Origin of the sequence: Bacillus cereus group sp. MG9 (assembly GCF_040459995.1) — a bacterium.
Taxonomy (GTDB): Bacteria; Bacillota; Bacilli; order Bacillales; family Bacillaceae_G; genus Bacillus_A; species Bacillus_A mycoides.
Map to the genome: position 1 here is coordinate 2371327 of NZ_JARVHC010000001.1, position 18243 is coordinate 2389569.

Consider the following 18243-nt stretch of genomic DNA (forward strand, 5'->3'; position numbering starts at 1 on the left):
AAGCAAGCACCTAAGGATATATGTATAGCTAAGTCAATCGGAACGTGGTAAGCAAGAAACTGTCACCAACGCCTACTAGCGGACAGATGCATATAAGGTTCTAACGAACCGAAATTGCTTCATTCTTGTGAAGGTGGGGACAAAGTACCGACGAAGCATGTAACGAATGTGGAGGGATAGTCCCTAGTCTTGTTCTTTGAAAACTAAATTAACTAGATGTAACTCACAGGATCGAGTAAGATGATGGGACTTTTCGTAAGAAAGGGGAAATAATACATCGGTGAGTACAACATTACGACATGCAGAATATTACGATATACAAAAAGTGTTCGATGATTTATACCAACGTAGTGAAAATAACGCTACTAAAGGTGTAAATCTATATAAATACATCATATCAAAAGAAAATATTCTATTGGCATATAGAAGTATAAAGGCTAACAGTGGTTCTAAAACTGAAGGAACAGATGGTATCACAATCGACCATTATAAAATGGAAGATGTAAATTCCTTCGTTGACGATATTAGAAAAACTCTCACAAATTACAAACCAAATACGGTACGTAGGGTAGAAATACCTAAACCTAATGGGAAGAAACGCCCATTAGGAATCCCTACAATGAGAGATAGATTGATTCAACAAATGTTCAAACAGGTTCTAGAACCAATATGCGAGGCAAAATTCCACAAGCATTCATATGGATTCAGACCTAACAGGTCAACACACCATGCAATGGCTAGGTGTCAATATCTGATAAACAGAGGAAGATTTAGTCACGTAGTAGACATTGATATACAAGGTTTCTTTGACAATGTGAACCATTCCAAGTTATTAAAACAACTATACAACATAGGCATAACTGATAAAAGGGTGCTGACAATTATCTCTAAAATGTTAAAAGCACCAATCAAAGGAAAAGGTATTCCTACAAAAGGAACTCCGCAAGGAGGAATCCTAAGCCCATTACTTAGTAATGTTGTATTAAACGATTTGGATTGGTGGATATCTAGGCAATGGGAGAATATTAAAACAAGAAGACCATACACAACAGCAACCAAAAATCCATTGCTGATAAAAACAAAATTGAAGAAAATGCATATCGTTAGATACGCAGATGATTTTAAAATATTTACTAACAATCATCAATCTGCAATCAAAATATTCCATGCAGTAGAAGGTTATCTTAAAAATCAATTAAACCTTAATATATCTAATGAAAAATCGACTATAACTAACCTAAAAAGAAAATCTTCCGATTTTCTGGGGTTCTCTATCAAATCTGTTAAAAAGCGCGAAAGATATGTGGCAAACACACATGTAAGCGAGAAAAAGAAAAAGGATATCCTTGAAAAAGCAAAGACAAGGATTAAAGCAATTCAAAAAAGCCCATCAGGGAAAACAGTACAGGACTATAACTCTTATGTGCTTGGTATAAAAAATTATTACAAAATTGCAACACATGTAACTATAGACTTTGCTGAAATAGCCTTTCGTCTCTCGAAAACTTTGTTTAATCGTCTAAAATCAATAGGGAAATATAAGGTTCCTACCAATGCGAATGCATTATACAAAAGAACTCATAGGAACAATTATAGAACCTTTGAAATAGCAGGCAATCATGTATATCCACTAGCGGACATACAAACACGATTCCCTCAAAGTTTTAGTCAAGACATATGCAATTATACTAAGCAAGGAAGACAAAAACTCATCAAAAGCCTAAAAGGTAACATTGCCAATGAAATGCAAAAGATGTTGCTATCCTCCAATAAAGGACAAAGCATGGAGTATACAGATAACAGAATATCCAGGTATTCCATGCAAAATGGTAAATGCGCTGTCATCGGAATCTTCTTAATAGCTGAAGATGTGCACTGTCACCATAAAATACCGAAAGGTATGGGAGGAACTGACGAGTTTAATAACCTGATTATTGTACATGAATTTGTCCACAGATTGATTCACGCTACAAATGACGAGACGATTAGAACATATATGAGAATTCTTCAATTGAACGATAAACAATTGAAGAAAATAAACAAACTCCGTAAAGCTTGTAATCTAGTTACTTTAGTATAAAAGGATAAGATGGGGCGCTGTATGCGATGAAAGTCGCACGTACAGTGCTAAGCGGGGGAAAAGATGGAGATAACTTCAAAGTCTTACCTATCGCAACTATAAATAAGTAGATCGAACGGAGGGGAACCGTATCGTATGAATCAATTGTCATTTTCTGAAGACATCGATGAAAAAGAGATGCGAAGACTTGTGGTGAAGGAGCTGAAAAACTACAAAGCATTGTGCGTTCGGATGAAAAATCAAGAAGAACAGGCTCAAACGGGGGCATCGTTCTTTTTCCTAAAATGAAAGGTGACGATAAGAATCATGAGATACGTTTTAAACAAATTGAACGGACATTGAAATATGCTCTTGATAATGATCAACGTCAGATAATTGAATTGAAGTATTTTGGGAGTGAGAAAGTCAAAGATTCCTATGTTTATAATGAATTGATGATGAGGCGTGATAGTTTTTATGAGAATAAAAAAATAGCTATCCGTTTGATAGCTACTGCTTTAGGGATTATATGAACGTGGTTTTATTTTAGTGAAGATGAAATTATGATCTTTTGTGTTACTGATATAAATTGTTATATGATACGTGTAATCCATCTTACTCGCTCTGCCTTGTGGCAGGGCTTTTTTATATAATAATATAAATTAAGTAGTTAAAGAGGTGTGTTTAAATGAGCTGGGAAGAATCATATAGAAGAGAGCAACCATGTCCATGTGGTAAGGGAAAATATATTGAAATTATGAAGGTGTATGCAATAGAAGAAATATAAGAAAGTGCTAACACGTATGCGGAATAGACATAAAACATCGCTGATTTGCCATTCATAAAAATAGACTTTTCTTAGCAGAAATCACTAATTATAAATACTTATAAAATTAGCTCTGATATAGCAGATATTGAAGCGAAGAAAAATAAAGATGGGAGTGCATATTGGAAATACGAAGATGACCAAACAAAATTATGGAATATACGACTATAGAACTAGAAAATGATGACATAAATCTAAATATTATTGTTTAAATTCATATTTTATAATGTCCATTTAGCCCGCATTAACTGCCCGTAAACCCCCTCTGATTAAAGTTTCACTTTATAAAAATGAGCCCATAGTAAAAATAACCTAAAAATAGGCATATGAACAAGGTGCATCATCTAGTGATAGGTCATATTTTGTTGGTGTACGTATTGAACTTAGTTTATCCCGCTATTTGTGGGCAGTAAAACTCCCACCTCAAAATTCAACTGGAGCAAAGAAGTTAGGTGGGAGCCCTGCTGCCCGTAAACGCCCGATTGGTGCGGGCTAATAATCAGTGGGGGATGAACAAAACCCCTACTGATTAAAGTTTCACTTTATAGCGCTATTTCTACTTAGATTTAACGAACAGAAATATAGGAAAGTATCGATGGGGTTTTAGTTTATAAACGGAGGTCATGAAGATGAATAATTTTCAACAAGAACTACAAGCGTTAAGCCTTAATGATTATCAGCCTGGAAATATTGTGTATTGGGACCAGCAAAACCAATATCCATATTACTATATTACAGATGATGCTCGTCGCTGTGGCGGCTGTGGCGGTGGTCGTTGTGGCGGTGGTCGTTGCGGTGGATTCCGTTGTTTTGGTTGCTTCGGTTGCTTTAGTTGTTTTGGTTGTGGTGGTTGCTCTAATTGCTCTAATTGCTCTAATTGCTCTAATTGCTCTAATTGTTTTGATGGTTTTAATGGTACTACTGTAACATTTGAATATTGATAAGAGACAAAAGGAATCCATTTTGAAAAAAGATTGATCGAAACGGATTCCTACTTTGTGAAGCATTATATAATTTTTATAAAAATGTGCTAACAAGTTTGCAAACAGACTTGCTAACACCTATACGAAATAGACATAAAATATCGCTGATGTGTAGCTTAATAATACGATAATAATTTAGCACTTATAATGAATAATAGGTTATTAGAAAAGAAACCATAAAATGTAATGTTTTATATCATTATAAAAAGAGATTATTCTAATAGGTCGTTGTGTAACGGCTGCATAGGATAATCTCTTTTTATGCTTATTTTTGTAAAGAATGTACTGTTATTTTGAGTTGCTCAATAAATTTCCGGGTAGCAGCGCACATATATTTATCTCTTCTATAAATAAGTCCTATATCTATTGTTGGAGTGGGGTTTTCAATTTTAATAGCTTGTATGTGCTCATTTTGCAAAAAGTCTATATACGGTTTTGGTAACACGGTAATCCCCATACCTTGTGCGACCATTTGAATTAAAGATTCCATTGTACTAATTTCTAAAATTGGCTTTGGTTTAAAGTTAAAGTTTTGGCAATGAGATGTAATTAGTTCTGTTAAATAGAAATTTTTAGGTAGAAGAATTAAAGGATAGTCCTGTAATTCTTCAATAGATACATACTTACGTTCAGTTAAAGAATGGCTGGTTGGCACAACTAATGTAAGTTCACTTTTATATAGTGGGATAGAAACAATCTCTTTATCTTGCACCGGGAGAAATGTAATACCAATATCTAATTCATTTTGTAATAATTTTTCACGAATTTCTCCTGTACGAAGCCCCAACACAGAGAGTTCGATATTTGGATATTGCTTATTGAAATCTAATATAGCTGGTGGTAGTAAATAATTTACTACGGTTAACAAAGATCCTATTGTTAAGGAACCATGATGTAATCCATTTAAATCTTGAATGGCAGAACGAGCTTGTTCGACTTCGTGAAAGATTGTTTTACTGTGCGATAATAAAACTCTGCCTGCTTCAGTTAAAGATATTTTTTTACCAATTCGATCGAAAAGTGGCATGCCTACTTCATGTTCTAATGCACGTATTTGTTGGCTTAGTGAAGGTTGTGAAATATTTAATTTCTCGGCTGCTTTTGTGAAATGTAATTCTTTCGAAACAGCTAAAAAGTATTCTAATTGTCGTAATTCGATTGAAATCACCTCAAGTTTAATCATAGGATATACCTATCATTATTATATAAATAATTGAATTGAACAATGGTTTTGTGGGATATATAATCACTTTATCAGAAATGGATTGATTAAAAAATTAGATGAGGTGAAGAAGAATTGTTGAAATCTAGTGTATTACCGGGCAGTTATTCACAAGTACTTCAAAAAAGGTATGAGGAGGCTGTACCGACAGGAATATATCATTTAACGCCTTTATATGTAAAAGAAGCAAGGGGAGCGATAATAACAGATGTAGATGGAAATCAGTTTATTGATTTTGCTGGTGGAATTGGTATGCAAAATGTTGGACATTGTCATCCGAAAGTTGTAAGAGCGGTACAAAAACAAGCAGAATCATTTATACATCCTTGTTTTCATGTAACTCCATATGAAAATTATATTACTTTAGCGGAGAAAATTAATGAGAAAGTGCCAGGTACAAGTAAGAAAAAAACGATGTTTGCCAATAGTGGTGCGGAAGCGATTGAAAATGCTGTAAAGATCGCACGTAAAGTAACAGGGAGGAGTAAAGTAATTTCGTTTGAACGAGGATTTCATGGGAGAACATTAATGACAATGTCTCTATCGACCAAAGAAACTCCATATAAAGCAGGATTTGGTCCGTTCGTTTCAGACATGCATATATTGCCGTATCCGTACTATTACAGAGCTGAAGAAGGAGTTTCTCCTGAAGAAGTGGATTCTCAAGTCATCTATCAGTTTGAAAAGTTTTTAGAAGAAGTATCACCTGAAAAAGTAGCAGCGATCGTAATGGAACCAGTACAAGGAGAGGGTGGGTTTATTGTTCCTTCCATTTCATTTGTAAAACGATTACGAGAAATTTGTAATCAATACGGTATTTTAATGATAATGGATGAAGTGCAAACTGGATTTGGCCGAACAGGGAAATGGTTTGCAACGGAACATTTTCATATAGAACCTGACATAATGACTTTGTCAAAATCAATTGCTGGCGGTTTACCATTAAGTGCTATTGTCGGTCGTGCGGAGTTGATGGACATTCCTGGGAGAGGACAAATTGGTGGAACTTTTGCCGGGAGTCCGTTATCATGTGCAGCCGGTCTTGCTGTATTTGAAATAATGGAAGAAGAAAATCTAGTTGAAAGGGCTCAGCAAATTGGAAATAGAATAATGTCACATCTACATCAAATGCAATTAAAGTACGAAGTGATTGGTGATGTTCGTGGAATCGGTGCGATGGTTGCAATGGAACTTGTAACGAATCGCATAACGAAAGAACCTGCAAAAGAACTAACAGTAAAGCTAATTGAAGATTTTTGGAAGAATGGGCTTATAAGTATTGGAGCGGGGATATTTGATAATGTACTACGCTTTTTACCACCTCTAGTTATCTCAAACGAAGAAATAGATAGAGGATTTGAAATAATAAATGAGTCTTTTGAAAAGTTGTGCCGCAAGTAAGAGGAGGGATTTGAATGACTAAAGTATATGAAATCCTATCTTTAAATCTAGGATTGCCAAAAGAGGTTATGTATGGTGGGAAGTTAATTCAAACAGGGATAAATAAAAAGCAAGTAAAGGAACCTGTTTTTTTATCATTTTTAAAGTTTAATGGAGATGGACAGGCGGATTTAGTTCATCATGGAGGGGTAGATAAAGCGGTTTGTGTTTATACTGGTGACCACTATACTTACTGGGAAAAAGAGTTGAATCAGGAACTTGTATATGGGGCTTTCGGTGAAAATATAACAGTAAGCGGAATGCGTGAAGAAGATGTTTGTATTGGTGACACGTTTCAACTCGGAGAAGCGATTGTACAAGTAACGCAGCCAAGACAACCTTGTTTTAAATTAGCCAAGAAATATAATATTCCAAAGTTGCCATTATATTTTCAAGATACAGGATACACAGGTTTTTATTTTCGAGTATTAAAAGAAGGGTGGATATTACCGGTAGATACTTTAAAATTGTTGAAGCTTGATCCAAAAGGTGTGTCAATTTTGTTTGCGAATCGCATAATGCATAAAGAAAAACAAAACTCTGAAGGATTAAAAAGGATTTTAGAAGTAAATGCACTGTCTACTAGTTGGAGAAAGACGTTTGAAAAGCGAGTGAAGGGAGAAGAAATTAGTACGAAGGAGCGACTTGAGGGAACCAAAGAATAGGTGAATTATATTTGCATAAAATGGTGTATTTCTATTATCGGAAAGATAAGTAGGAAGCACCATTTGTTATATAATAAACATGATATTATTCAAAAATCTTAATACTAGTTTATTCGACTTGTTTTTTAATAATCAAAACATAAAATAAATTAAACCATTTTTAAAAGTTTTATGATACTATATTGATTTGAAAGGCCTATTTTTTGAGAGTAGGTCATATAAGTATATCTAAATTAATGGAATCGACGTATGGAGGGACAACATGGGCAATGTTGAAAAAATGGCAAACTTTCTATTAGAAGAACCGAGAAGAGAACAGTTATTTCCTTTATTTGAAGAAGTGTTTGGGATTACGAGCCAAACATTGCAGGATTTTTCAGAGAAAGGGTATTGGGATTATACATATAAAGCATTATCATTTTTACAAGATGATAATGCGATTGCAAATGTTGCGGCATTTTCACTTCCGCTTTTAATTAATGGTGAAAAAATAAATGCAACGGGTATTCAATCAGTAATGACACATCCGAATTATCGTAGACGAGGATTAATGAAGCAATTGTTTAGTAAGATGATAGAGGAAATTGATGAGCAATGCGAGTGTGCGGTCTTGTTTACGGAAAATCCGGAACTATATAAACCATTTGGTTTTCAAATTGTGCAAGAATATTTGATGACAGTATCATACGAAAATAAAGGCTACAAAGATTCTCAACTTAAAAAGTTAGATTTTTATAATGAAGAGGATAGACAATTAATACATGAGATTATTGAAAATGGGCAAAGGCTTTCTAATAAATTTTCAACGTTAAATTACCGCTCTTCGTTTTATTTAAATATGTATGATTCAACATGGAATGAAAACCTTTATTATTCAGAGAAATTAGATGCGCTGATTGTTTTTACAGTAGAAAATCAAAAACTAAAATTATTTGGAGTATTTGCGCCGGTAATTCCGATTTTAGATGAATTATGTGAGGAAATCTCTGGGGAATTTACGGAGATTGAATTTTATTTCTACCCAGATCAATTAGGAATTGATGATGTACAATATACAGAATTACAGACTAGTAAGTATTTAATGGTTCGAAGTAATAAAGAATTAGATTTTAAAGGTTATAAATTCCCGGTATTAACTGAGTTTTAAATATTAATTTAAATGCTTTTTTATGGAGGAATTATGAAAACATCATATATACCAAATCATATTGAGCAACTTACTGTAATGAACGCACCTAAATTTTACAAACTTGAAGACAATGATACATTCATTGTCCATTCGAAAGAAGAAACAGATTTTTGGCTGAAAACCCATTATGGTTTTGAAGTAATGAATGGCCATGTATTTTATGATGAGATAATGACAGATTTTCAGGCTGAGGTTCAATTGCGCATGAATCCAAATGCGACATACGATCAAGCGGGTTTATTTGTTATGATTTCTGAGAAGTGTTGGTTAAAAACATCTTTAGAATATATTCCTGAGGGCCCATCACATTTAGGTGCTGTCGTAACGAATAATGGCTATTCTGATTGGTCAACGCAAGACTATCCAAATGAGTTTGCTAAGCAACAATTACGTTTTCGAATTATTCGAAAACTTGGCGATTATACAATATATGTGAAAACGAGTCAGCGATGGGAACAAATAAGAATCGCTCATTTGATGGAGGACATAGGTAATGAGCCTGTTAAAATTGGTTTTTATACGTGTAGTCCTTCTGAAAATAATGGATTCGAGACCGAGGTTTTCGATTTTAAAATTGAACAAATATAGATGGGAAAACCGCATTCTTACTAAATGAGAATGCGGTTTTTATTAAGTTAAAGAGTATTCACATCAACTGGCAGTGAAAATGCCTGGTAGATTAAAGTTCCATTTTATTGACTAAAAATGATTTAAAACTTATCATTTAATAATGTTAAATATTAATTTGCCTAATATAATAGGACTAATGGAGAAATTACAGACTATATCGCTCAAATAAGGAGGACTATAAATTATTCGATGGTAATTTCATGAAAAAAGGAGATTGTGTATGAAATCATTTCGCAAGTTGTTACAGTATTTAAAACCATACATGTTCTTCGCTATTATTGGACCGCTATTTATGGTACTTGAGGTTGCGATGGACTTAATTCAACCGACAATAATGCAACATATTATTGATGTTGGAATTGCAAACCGGGATTTGAATTATGTAATAAAAATGGGGCTTCTTATGATAGGAGCAGCAGCAATCGGTTTAATTGGAGGACTTGGTTGTATGATGTATTCTACAAAAGCTGCTGTTAATTTCGCTACAGACATACGAAAAGATGTGTTTGCGAAAATAGAAACATTTTCTAGCAAAAATCGTGATTCATTTGGAACAGGTAAATTATTAACAATCGTGACAAATGATATTACATCTATTCAATCGGCAATGACGATGACGTTACGTGTACTTGTCCGTGGACCGTTATTATTTATTGGAAGTATCATTATAGTCTTTGTAACAGCGAGAGACCTATTTCCAATTTTACTTGTTGTGGTACCCGTATTATTAGTTGCAATTGTATTGATTGCAGGTCAATCGAGCGGTTCATTTAAGCGAGTACAAGAAGCATTAGATAAAGTAAACACAAAGCTACAAGAAAATTTATCCGGTGTACGTGTTATAAAAGCATATGTAAGACAAAAATATGAAATCGCACAGTTTGAGAAAGTTAATACAAGTTTAACTGAAATAAATATTCGTGCAATACAAATTATTTCATTGATGATGCCAATTATTATGCTAGTTGTAAATAGCGGAATTGTAGCAACTTTATGGATTGGTGGCGAGAAAGTTTTTAACGGTACACTCCAAGTAGGGGCCATTTTAGCTTTTATTAACTATTTAAATATCATTTTAATGTCACTTATGTCTATTAGTATGGTATTTATTCAAATTGCCCGTGCTTTTCCATCAGCTGATCGTGTACAACAAGTCTTACATACTGAAGTTGATATTACAACTGAAGGCGACGTATATGAACCAAAACAAGTGGGTGGTAATGTAGAGTTTAAAAATGTTAGCTATAGTTATACGAAAAATAATGAATATGTTTTAAAAGATATTTCCTTTACTGTACGTAAAGGTGAAAAAATAGGGATTATTGGATCGACCGGAAGTGGTAAATCTACATTGGCGAAACTATTGCCACGACTTTACGATGTTGATCAAGGTGAAATATGTATAGATGATGTTAATGTGAAAGCATACGATTTGCAAAAACTTCGTGCTTCCATTGGCTTCGTTCCACAAAAGGCACTTCTTTTTTCAGGCAGTATAGAAGAGAATTTACGCTATGGCAAAGAAGATGCAACTTATGATGAATTGGAATTAGCATCTTCATCTGCTTGTGCGACTGAGTTTATCAATAAGCTGGAAGACTCTTATGAATATAACTTAACACAAGGTGCAACCAATCTATCTGGTGGTCAAAAACAACGTATATCTATTGCAAGAGCCCTAGTGAGAAAGCCATCTATTCTTGTATTAGACGATTCTACATCGGCAGTTGATGCGAAGTCAGAAGCTGTAATACAGGAAGCGTTAAGGACAAGATATAGTGGCACAACGACATTTTTAATTGCATCAAAAATATCTTCTATTATAGATGCTGATAAAATCCTCGTTTTGAATAACGGTGAATTAGTTGGAAATGGTACGCATGAGGATTTATTGGCAACTTGTGAAGTGTATCAGGAAATTTATCTTTCCCAAGGTGGTAGCCTGCAGCAAGAAGGAGGGGAAGAGCGTGCGTAATTTTCAAGGACAATTTGGAAATAAAGGTGGACGTAACAATCCGAAAACGGGAAAAACTAAGAATACTAAAGGAACTATAATGCGAGTATGGAACTATATGGGGTATCAAAAAGCATCTCTTATGTTCGTTATTATTCTTGTATTTATCACGACATTACTAGGTTTACTTGGACCATATTATATGGGGGTCATCATTGATGAATACATTGTACCGAAGGATTTAAGCGGGACAGCCAGAATGTGCATGCTACTCATTGCGATATATGGGATAACCGTATTATTAACATGGTTACAAACATTTGTAATGATTAATGTTGCATTAAAGACTATACAAAAAATACGACAAGATATTTTTGAAAAAATCCAAACACTTTCTCTACGATTCTTTGATGTACGTTCTCAAGGTGATTTAATGAGCCGTGTGACAAATGATATTGATAACTTAAATCAAGCTTTGACACAAAGTGTTGTGCAAATCATTTCATCAGCGTTAACGTTTATAGGTGTAACAATTGCGATGTTTTCATTAGATTGGATTTTAGCGATTGTAACTTTAATTACAGTACCTATTATGTTTTTCGTTACGAAAAAACTAGTTGCTTATAGTGGGAAAAACTTTGCGAAGCGTCAAAAGGATTTAGGAGAATTAAATGGATTTATTGAGGAAGCTATTACAGGCGCAGACGTAACTACGTTATACGGAAAAGAAAAAGAAACCGTACATAACTTTAATGAAATTAACGAACAGCTAAGAATTTCAGCAACGAAGGCTGAAACGTTTTCAGCATTTATTTTTCCAAGTATGAACTTTATTAATAACTTAGGAATGGGGCTTGTAATTGGAACTGGATCGGTAATGGTATTAAACGGAATGACAACAGTAGGTGTCATTGCAGCTTTTATTAATTATTCTCGACAATTTTCAAGACCACTTAGTCAATTTGCAACTTTAATGAATACGATTCAAGCGGCAGTTGCTGGAGGAGAGCGTGTCTTTGAAATTATGGATGAAGTACCAGAAATTCAAAATAAAAAAGATGCAGTACTTGTACAAAATTTACAAGGACATGTTAGGCTTGAGAAAGTTTCATTTGGATACGCACAGGACAACATGATTTTAAAAGATGTGAGTCTGGAGGCGAATCCTGGGGAGACAATCGCTTTAGTCGGTCCAACTGGATCAGGAAAAACAACAATTATTAATTTGTTAACTCGCTTTTATGACATTCAAAAAGGGCAAATTAGCATTGATGAAAAAGATATAAAGGATTATGATATTAATTCTTTGCGGAGTAAAATAGGGGTTGTTTTACAGGATACGTATTTATTTGCAGGAACGATTATGGAAAATATTCGATATGGACGTTTAGATGCAAGTGATGAAGAAGTAGTTGCAGCAGCAAAAGCAGCATCAGCACATTCTTTTATAAAACATCTACCGAATCAATATGAAACGGAAATTGCTTCAGAAGGTTCGAATTTAAGTCAAGGACAAAAACAACTCCTTGCGATTGCACGAGCGATTTTAGCAGATGCAGATATATTAATTCTCGACGAAGCAACATCTAATATTGATACGAGAACAGAATTACAAATTCAATCTGGATTAAATAATTTAATGAGAGGGCGAACAAGTTTTGTAATCGCTCATCGGCTGAAAACGATTGAAAAAGCAGATCAAATACTTGTAATTAAAGATGGTAGTATTTTAGAGAGAGGAAATCATGAAACTCTCATGGAAGATGGAGGGTTTTACTTTGATTTGTATACGAGTCAGTTTAAAATTTAACAAAAACATTGATGTGGTGAGGTTTCTCTAGAAAAGAGAAACCTCATTTTTTATATTTGCAAACATTGCCATCCGAAAAGTCTATCATTGAATGTTTTAACAGCGTCCTTTTGCAGACTAGGTGAAAAATGTGAATAGCGATTTAAGGTTATGAAAACGTCCTTATGATCCAATCGTTCGCTTACAATCTTTGGATGTACTCCTTGTTTTAAAAGAAGCGTTGCATGAGTATGGCGTAAATCATGAAATCTAATGTTTTTTAATTCGGATTTTTTCAAATAGGTTTTAAATGTATCACGAAAACCACTTTTGTCTTCTTTTTCCTGTCTCTGAATCAGCTCCGATATCGACAATAATACACCACTTTGTTCCTCTTTTTCGAATATGTCCTTTCACTTAAAACATTCCTTCATTGATTTTTGAATCATGTTGTAAAAGTATATTTGTAATTTTGCTGCTATGAAAATTACATGTTTGGACATATCGGCGATGGATATATTTTACCATATATAAATTAAATCATTTTGGAGTCATCTATTTAGTAAAGAAATTAAAATTATAAGAAATATGATTTTTAGTATATTTTCATCAGTTGGTGTATATATGTTGTATTTATTATTTTTGGATTTCAAATGAAATTTCTTTAGCTGCTTCTAAAGCTATTTTTTTAGCTTCTGTTTTAAAATAGGCTGCAGCTAAAACGTATCCACATCGATGTCCCATTGATGTAGGTGGTTTTAAGATAGTTCCTTTTTTAGGTTTTATATAAACTTTCTCTACACCAGGATATTTAGAACTACGGTTTTTCCCTGTAACTCGAATTAGTTTTCCTTTAGATTTAACTGTTAGGTAATGAGCGTACACATATTTATAATGTTTTTTATTTAGTGAAGGTTTATTTCCTAACATTAACTGAATAGTCTCTTGCACTAAGTTGATTCCATGTCCAATTTCAATTATGTCATTCATTGCTCCACCTGATATTCTGGGATTTATCTCAATTAATTTCCAAACATCTTTTATTCTCCGGAGTTCTAGATGACACGCTCCATTTTTCATATTAAAGGCCTGAATAACAGAATTAACTGCATTGAAAAGACTATTATATAGTCTTTTGTCTACCTGTCCTAGTAAAGAATAACCAGTAACAATAAAACGTTCAAAAAGTGTAATTTCTTGTTCAATTACTGCTATAATATGGACTTTTCCATCTTGAACTAAAATTTCAACTAAGTACTGAGGTCCATCTATATATTCTTCAAGTAGAATTTCTTCATTAGGTAGTTTTTTTAAAAGACTTTGTATAGATAAGATTAATTGATCTTTATTTTTTACTAATAATACATCTTTGGATCCTGTTGATTTAGGGGATTTTACAATAAGAGGGAAATTTATCTCTTTAGTTTTTTCAAGAAAAGATGATAATGATTCTGTTGGTTTGTAAATTAAATAGTTGAGTGAGATTGGTAATTCTTTAAGTACATTACGAGTTAATATTTTGTTTTCCATATGATGGATAGCTTTAGTAGATACAATATTTGAGCAAAATCTTTCTGATAAACGTGCAGCCACATAAACAAAAGGGTCAATAAAACTAAAGATCCCTTTTATGTTTTTTCCTGATGTATTTAATTTTTCAATTGTTGTAATTATATTATCATAATCATTTATATCAGTGAAAATCATCTGATGTACATCAGGGAATATAGTGCGTTCATTAATAAATTTTGTTTTTTTAGTTAATAAAACAGTAAAGAAATTAAGTTTTTCAGCTGCTTTGATTGCTTCTCTACTTGATCCAGATTTATTTGTTTCAATGAAAACGATAGTATCCATTTTATGTCACCTTAACCTTTATCATTTTATAAAATCTCAGGTTTATTATTTCTATAGGTAGAATATTAAAATGAGGTTAAGCTTGTTCTGGATTTTTCGAAAAATGGTTGAATGAGGAAGAACATGAATATATATATAATGAATTTGATATTTGTTTTGAAAAAAATCTTTAGAAAGAAGGGAAGAAGAACTAACATGACTATAATTGGTATGCTTCATCATCGGAAAGATCCGAATGACGTAAAGAAAGCATATACTTATGCTGCTGTAGCTAAAGCTGAAGGTGTGGAATTTTTTTATTTTACTTTAGGAAAAGTAAATATAGAAACGAAGAAGATTTTAGGTAAAACTTATGAAAATGGTAAGTGGATTGAACAAGAATTTTCTTTTCCAGATGTTATTTACAATGCAAGTGTTCATGTTAGTGATAAAAATCAGCAAATCTATGATTATCTACATGAAAAAGTTCCTTTTACAAGTCATTCAATTGGAAATAAATTAAGTGTATATAACAGAATAAATAGAGCGAAAAAATTTAAGCAATATCTTATTCCTTTTTATGAATTAAATGATGTTAATAAGTTTTTTGACATGATTAATCGTTATGAAAAACTTATTATTAAACCAATTTCTGGACATCAAGGTAGTGGTATTATTTTCATTGAAAAAAATGGGATGAATTACAGTATGAATGAGTCAGAACAAATTTCATCTATTAATAAAAAACAATTACGGAGCTTTATATCTGATAAGATTCAAGAGCAAGGTTACATAATTCAACAGTTTATTTCATGTCAAATGAAATCTGGTCATGTTTATGATTTTCGATTGCATGTTCAAAGAAATGGGGAAGGCAGGTGGGTTGTTACTTCTATATTCCCGAGAATAGGTCCATTAGGAAGTATTGTATCAAATATGGCTAAGGGTGGTTATAGTACTTATTTAGATGTTTTTTTAAAAGCGGAGTTTGATAACGATTGGTATAATATTAAAAGGTATTTAGAACGATTTGCAGTAACTTTTTCTAACCATTTTAATTCTTTATATAAGGATATACTATTTGATGAGTTAGGAATTGATGTAGGGATTGATAAGGATCAAAAATTGTGGTTATTTGAGGTGAATTGGAGACCAGGGGTACCTAATATATTTAATCTTGAATTAGATGTAGCTAGAAATTTAGTTCACTATGCTAGATATTTGGCTGATAAATATAAATAAGAAAAGGAAAATATAATGAAACCTAGAAACCTTTATATACCAATGTTTCTACTAATCTCTCTTTCTATATCTCCTATAAGGTTTTTCTCCATGCATTCCGAAATTCGGCGGATGCTGGACTGTCGCCAAGCCAACGTACCTAATATGAGGTAAATACCGGAACCTGGTAATACATCCTTCATTGTGGGCGGGGTCACATATTTATAAAAAAATACGCTTGTCCAATCCATTATCATTCTCCAGTCATTTAATACTACAAAGGGGGGAGAATATGGAAAACAATGAAAAAATCACGTTTCGATTTGTAAAAAAAGATGGAGAAGAAATTAATTTGGGAAATCTTGCTGATAAACGAAAAATTGTCATTGTCATTAATAATCAGATTACATTTGCACCGAATACAACACAAATTGCCAGTGGAGCCGGACAAAATAGTGCAGCAGGAAGTAATGCAGCAATCGATTCATCGAATACCCGACAGCAAGAAACGGTGGGCGCTGGAGGCGAAGCCATAAATAAAGGAATTAGTGGGGACCAGATTGAGCCGCATAAAATGAAAAAAGAAACTTCGGATGAAGAGGCAGAATTTGTACTTATCATCAATAATCAAATTAATAAAACCCGTAAGGAACAGGCTGGTGCTACTCAAGTGGCAAGTGGTGGTGGAGAAGACAGTGCAGCGGGAACCAACGCTGCCATCGAAAGCTCTAATACTAAACAGCAACATGCAGTAGGAGGCGGAACGGATAGTTCGGCAGAAAATGCAGGTGAAGAAGGCGACCAAATAGAAAAATGCGATTAAAGAAAAGAGGCTGTAATTATTTCGCAGCCTCTTTTTCTTATTATGGATTAATTGGTCTATTACTTACCCAACCAAATTAGGAATATATTAAATATCTTGATGGATCATATACTGTCCATAATCCTATCCGTTGAGAAGTATTTGGATTTTTATATACTGCGATTGATCTATAAGGTTTTCTATGACTAGCGAAAGTATTGTCAATATATACTGCAAGGTCATAAGGCTGAAGTTGTATTTAATAAAAAGTTGTAGCTTCTGATTTTGATGATGCGAAAAATCAAATTCGTCAACTCGAATTTGATTTTGCCACAGAAGCATGTGCTTCTTTTTTTGAAGAGCTATTAGTATTTGTACAGTTTCTAGTAATAAGTTTTGGATTATACATTCAAAAATAGAAAAAATATATCCAACCTTATTTAGCAATGAAGCTTAGTAAGAAGCGTGTGGATATAAAAATCGTTATTGGATAAAAAATCAAAAGAGCACGCCTATAAACGTACTCTTAGAAAGATAAGAAACTTATGAGTGGAGGAAATCTCCATATAATAACATATGCTTGTCTACTTTAAATGTGTAAAATTTATAAACAAAAATGCTATTTTATTAAGAAACGAGAAACGGTAGATAAGTAAGTACGTATATTATCGGATGTTAGTTGTTTTAATGAAAAAGAAACCTTTATAAAAAGGTTTCTTTTTCATTAAAATTAACAATCATAATCATTGTCGTATTCATGGTTACATTCATCGCAAGGGTTGTTCTGGTCATCACAGCAAATACAAAACGTTTTATTGATAAATATATCAATAAAATCAAAGGAATCGGAATTATTTGTGAGGGTAAGTTCTTGGAAATCTTCTACTTGAAAAATCCTTGTTTCATTAGGAACTATCGTAGCGATAATTGGTGTGTTAGAAATCCTTGTTCGAATAGTTACTTCAATGGGACCGGAATCGTTAGGAACAGATATTTGAAGTAATGTTTTGTTGTGATTAATAGTAAGATCTTCAAAAACCACTCTTGAAGAGTTAGGGGGTACGATAATATCTAGAGGTACATTTCCAGTTGAGGAAGTTCCCGAACCGGCTATGGTATGAGTCTCAATAAAACAGTTACTCTTTTGGTTAAGAGAATGTGATTGTTCTGCATAGTAATCATTTTGGTCATCACAGCAGATGCAAAACGTTTTTTGAATAAAAATACCAATGTCGCTACTTGTATTATTATTATTTGTGAGAGTGAGGCTTTCAAAATTTTCTACTTGAAGAATTCTTGTTTCACCTGAAGCTATTGTAGCGGTAATCGGTCTACGAGAATTTCTTGTACGAATAGTTACAACAATTGGTGCAGAAGTACCAGGAACATGAAACTGCAGTAATGTTTTATTGTGATTATTAGTAGCATCTTCAAAAACTATTCTTGAAGTGTTAGCTGGTACAATAATATCTAACGGTATATTTGAGCCAGCAATCGTATGCGTTTTAGTGAAACAGTTCTCTTTTTTATTGTGAGAATATGAATAGTTTTTATAGTACTTTTTACCATGTTTATAAAAAAAATCAGCCATTCTTTAATCTCCTATCTTTTATTTGTCTATATATTG

At 33.2% G+C, this 18243-nt stretch carries 16 protein-coding genes; 12 read left to right on the top strand and 4 right to left on the bottom strand.

Annotated features, from left to right (window positions below):
- Positions 1-280 precede the first annotated feature (280 nt).
- The 4 genes from ltrA (at position 281) to QCI77_RS12110 (ending at position 3826) form a co-directional block, all read left to right on the top strand.
- On the top strand, positions 281-2080 hold the full coding sequence (gene ltrA / locus QCI77_RS12095) for a group II intron reverse transcriptase/maturase (RefSeq protein ID WP_193653901.1): 1800 nt from the start codon (positions 281-283) through the stop codon (positions 2078-2080).
- Between the two features lie 135 nt (positions 2081-2215).
- Positions 2216-2368, top strand: a complete 153-nt coding sequence (locus QCI77_RS12100; RefSeq protein WP_162836442.1) for a hypothetical protein — start codon at positions 2216-2218, stop codon at positions 2366-2368.
- Positions 2365-2592: an ArpU family phage packaging/lysis transcriptional regulator gene (locus tag QCI77_RS12105; RefSeq protein ID WP_002085632.1), complete on the top strand. Its 228-nt coding sequence runs from the start codon at positions 2365-2367 to the stop codon at positions 2590-2592. Before QCI77_RS12100 ends, QCI77_RS12105 begins: the two co-directional genes overlap by 4 nt.
- Before the next feature lie 922 nt (positions 2593-3514).
- Positions 3515-3826 carry a heterocycloanthracin/sonorensin family bacteriocin gene (locus QCI77_RS12110; protein ID WP_113769406.1) on the top strand — a complete coding sequence of 104 codons (312 nt, stop codon included), beginning with the start codon at positions 3515-3517 and terminating at the stop codon, positions 3824-3826.
- A 307-nt stretch (positions 3827-4133) separates the two neighbouring features.
- On the opposite strand, the gene QCI77_RS12115 is transcribed toward QCI77_RS12110, so the two are convergent.
- Entirely contained in the window at positions 4134-5036 is a 903-nt protein-coding gene (locus tag QCI77_RS12115) for a LysR family transcriptional regulator (protein ID WP_085963395.1), read from the bottom strand.
- A gap of 129 nt (positions 5037-5165) precedes the next feature.
- Here QCI77_RS12115 and gabT point away from each other — a divergent pair, with 129 nt between their 5' ends.
- The 6 genes from gabT (at position 5166) to QCI77_RS12145 (ending at position 12778) form a co-directional block, all read left to right on the top strand.
- Positions 5166-6491, top strand: a complete 1326-nt coding sequence (gabT, locus tag QCI77_RS12120; RefSeq protein ID WP_002085627.1) for a 4-aminobutyrate--2-oxoglutarate transaminase — start codon at positions 5166-5168, stop codon at positions 6489-6491.
- Positions 6492-6505: 14 nt separating this feature from the next.
- On the top strand, positions 6506-7195 hold the full coding sequence (locus tag QCI77_RS12125) for an MOSC domain-containing protein (RefSeq protein ID WP_113769407.1): 690 nt from the start codon (positions 6506-6508) through the stop codon (positions 7193-7195).
- Between the two features lie 262 nt (positions 7196-7457).
- Positions 7458-8342, top strand: a complete 885-nt coding sequence (locus QCI77_RS12130) for a GNAT family N-acetyltransferase (RefSeq protein ID WP_002031966.1) — start codon at positions 7458-7460, stop codon at positions 8340-8342.
- A 33-nt stretch (positions 8343-8375) separates the two neighbouring features.
- Positions 8376-8972: a DUF1349 domain-containing protein gene (locus tag QCI77_RS12135; protein ID WP_002127357.1), complete on the top strand. Its 597-nt coding sequence runs from the start codon at positions 8376-8378 to the stop codon at positions 8970-8972.
- Positions 8973-9234: 262 nt separating this feature from the next.
- Entirely contained in the window at positions 9235-10989 is a 1755-nt protein-coding gene (locus QCI77_RS12140) for an ABC transporter ATP-binding protein (RefSeq protein WP_002168397.1), read from the top strand.
- Positions 10982-12778 carry an ABC transporter ATP-binding protein gene (locus QCI77_RS12145; RefSeq protein ID WP_002165835.1) on the top strand — a complete coding sequence of 599 codons (1797 nt, stop codon included), beginning with the start codon at positions 10982-10984 and terminating at the stop codon, positions 12776-12778. Before QCI77_RS12140 ends, QCI77_RS12145 begins: the two co-directional genes overlap by 8 nt.
- A gap of 50 nt (positions 12779-12828) precedes the next feature.
- On the opposite strand, the gene QCI77_RS12150 is transcribed toward QCI77_RS12145, so the two are convergent.
- Together QCI77_RS12150 and QCI77_RS12155 are read right to left on the bottom strand one after the other, a co-directional pair.
- Positions 12829-13131, bottom strand: coding sequence for a tyrosine-type recombinase/integrase (locus QCI77_RS12150; protein ID WP_483298977.1), 303 nt, complete (start codon positions 13129-13131; stop codon positions 12829-12831).
- A gap of 262 nt (positions 13132-13393) precedes the next feature.
- Positions 13394-14614 (bottom strand): ATP-grasp domain-containing protein, encoded by a 1221-nt coding sequence (locus QCI77_RS12155; RefSeq protein ID WP_061675815.1) that lies wholly within the window; start codon positions 14612-14614, stop codon positions 13394-13396.
- Between the two features lie 123 nt (positions 14615-14737).
- Between QCI77_RS12155 and QCI77_RS12160 the strand changes: the two genes are divergently transcribed.
- Both QCI77_RS12160 and QCI77_RS12165 read left to right on the top strand, forming a co-directional pair.
- The gene (locus tag QCI77_RS12160; protein WP_002165834.1) at positions 14738-15835 is read left to right on the top strand and encodes a YheC/YheD family endospore coat-associated protein; all 1098 of its coding nucleotides are present in this window, start codon (positions 14738-14740) and stop codon (positions 15833-15835) included.
- 271 nt (positions 15836-16106) lie between these two features.
- The gene (locus tag QCI77_RS12165; RefSeq protein WP_002031980.1) at positions 16107-16637 is read left to right on the top strand and encodes a hypothetical protein; all 531 of its coding nucleotides are present in this window, start codon (positions 16107-16109) and stop codon (positions 16635-16637) included.
- 709 nt (positions 16638-17346) lie between these two features.
- On the opposite strand, the gene QCI77_RS12170 is transcribed toward QCI77_RS12165, so the two are convergent.
- Positions 17347-18207 (bottom strand): hypothetical protein, encoded by an 861-nt coding sequence (locus tag QCI77_RS12170; protein ID WP_002031983.1) that lies wholly within the window; start codon positions 18205-18207, stop codon positions 17347-17349.
- Positions 18208-18243 lie beyond the last annotated feature (36 nt).

Bases quoted from the DNA above. Each gene is read 5' to 3' on its own strand.
- QCI77_RS12100 (WP_162836442.1), top strand. From the start codon at position 2,216: ATGAATCAATTGTCATTTTCTGAAGACATCGATGAAAAAGAGATGCGA.
- QCI77_RS12105 (WP_002085632.1), top strand. From the start codon at position 2,365: ATGAAAGGTGACGATAAGAATCATGAGATACGTTTTAAACAAATTGAA.
- QCI77_RS12110 (WP_113769406.1), top strand. From the start codon at position 3,515: ATGAATAATTTTCAACAAGAACTACAAGCGTTAAGCCTTAATGATTAT.
- QCI77_RS12125 (WP_113769407.1), top strand. From the start codon at position 6,506: ATGACTAAAGTATATGAAATCCTATCTTTAAATCTAGGATTGCCAAAA.
- QCI77_RS12130 (WP_002031966.1), top strand. From the start codon at position 7,458: ATGGGCAATGTTGAAAAAATGGCAAACTTTCTATTAGAAGAACCGAGA.
- QCI77_RS12135 (WP_002127357.1), top strand. From the start codon at position 8,376: ATGAAAACATCATATATACCAAATCATATTGAGCAACTTACTGTAATG.
- QCI77_RS12140 (WP_002168397.1), top strand. From the start codon at position 9,235: ATGAAATCATTTCGCAAGTTGTTACAGTATTTAAAACCATACATGTTC.
- QCI77_RS12155 (WP_061675815.1), bottom strand. From the start codon at position 14,614: ATGGATACTATCGTTTTCATTGAAACAAATAAATCTGGATCAAGTAGA.
- QCI77_RS12160 (WP_002165834.1), top strand. From the start codon at position 14,738: ATGAATATATATATAATGAATTTGATATTTGTTTTGAAAAAAATCTTT.
- QCI77_RS12165 (WP_002031980.1), top strand. From the start codon at position 16,107: ATGGAAAACAATGAAAAAATCACGTTTCGATTTGTAAAAAAAGATGGA.
- QCI77_RS12170 (WP_002031983.1), bottom strand. From the start codon at position 18,207: ATGGCTGATTTTTTTTATAAACATGGTAAAAAGTACTATAAAAACTAT.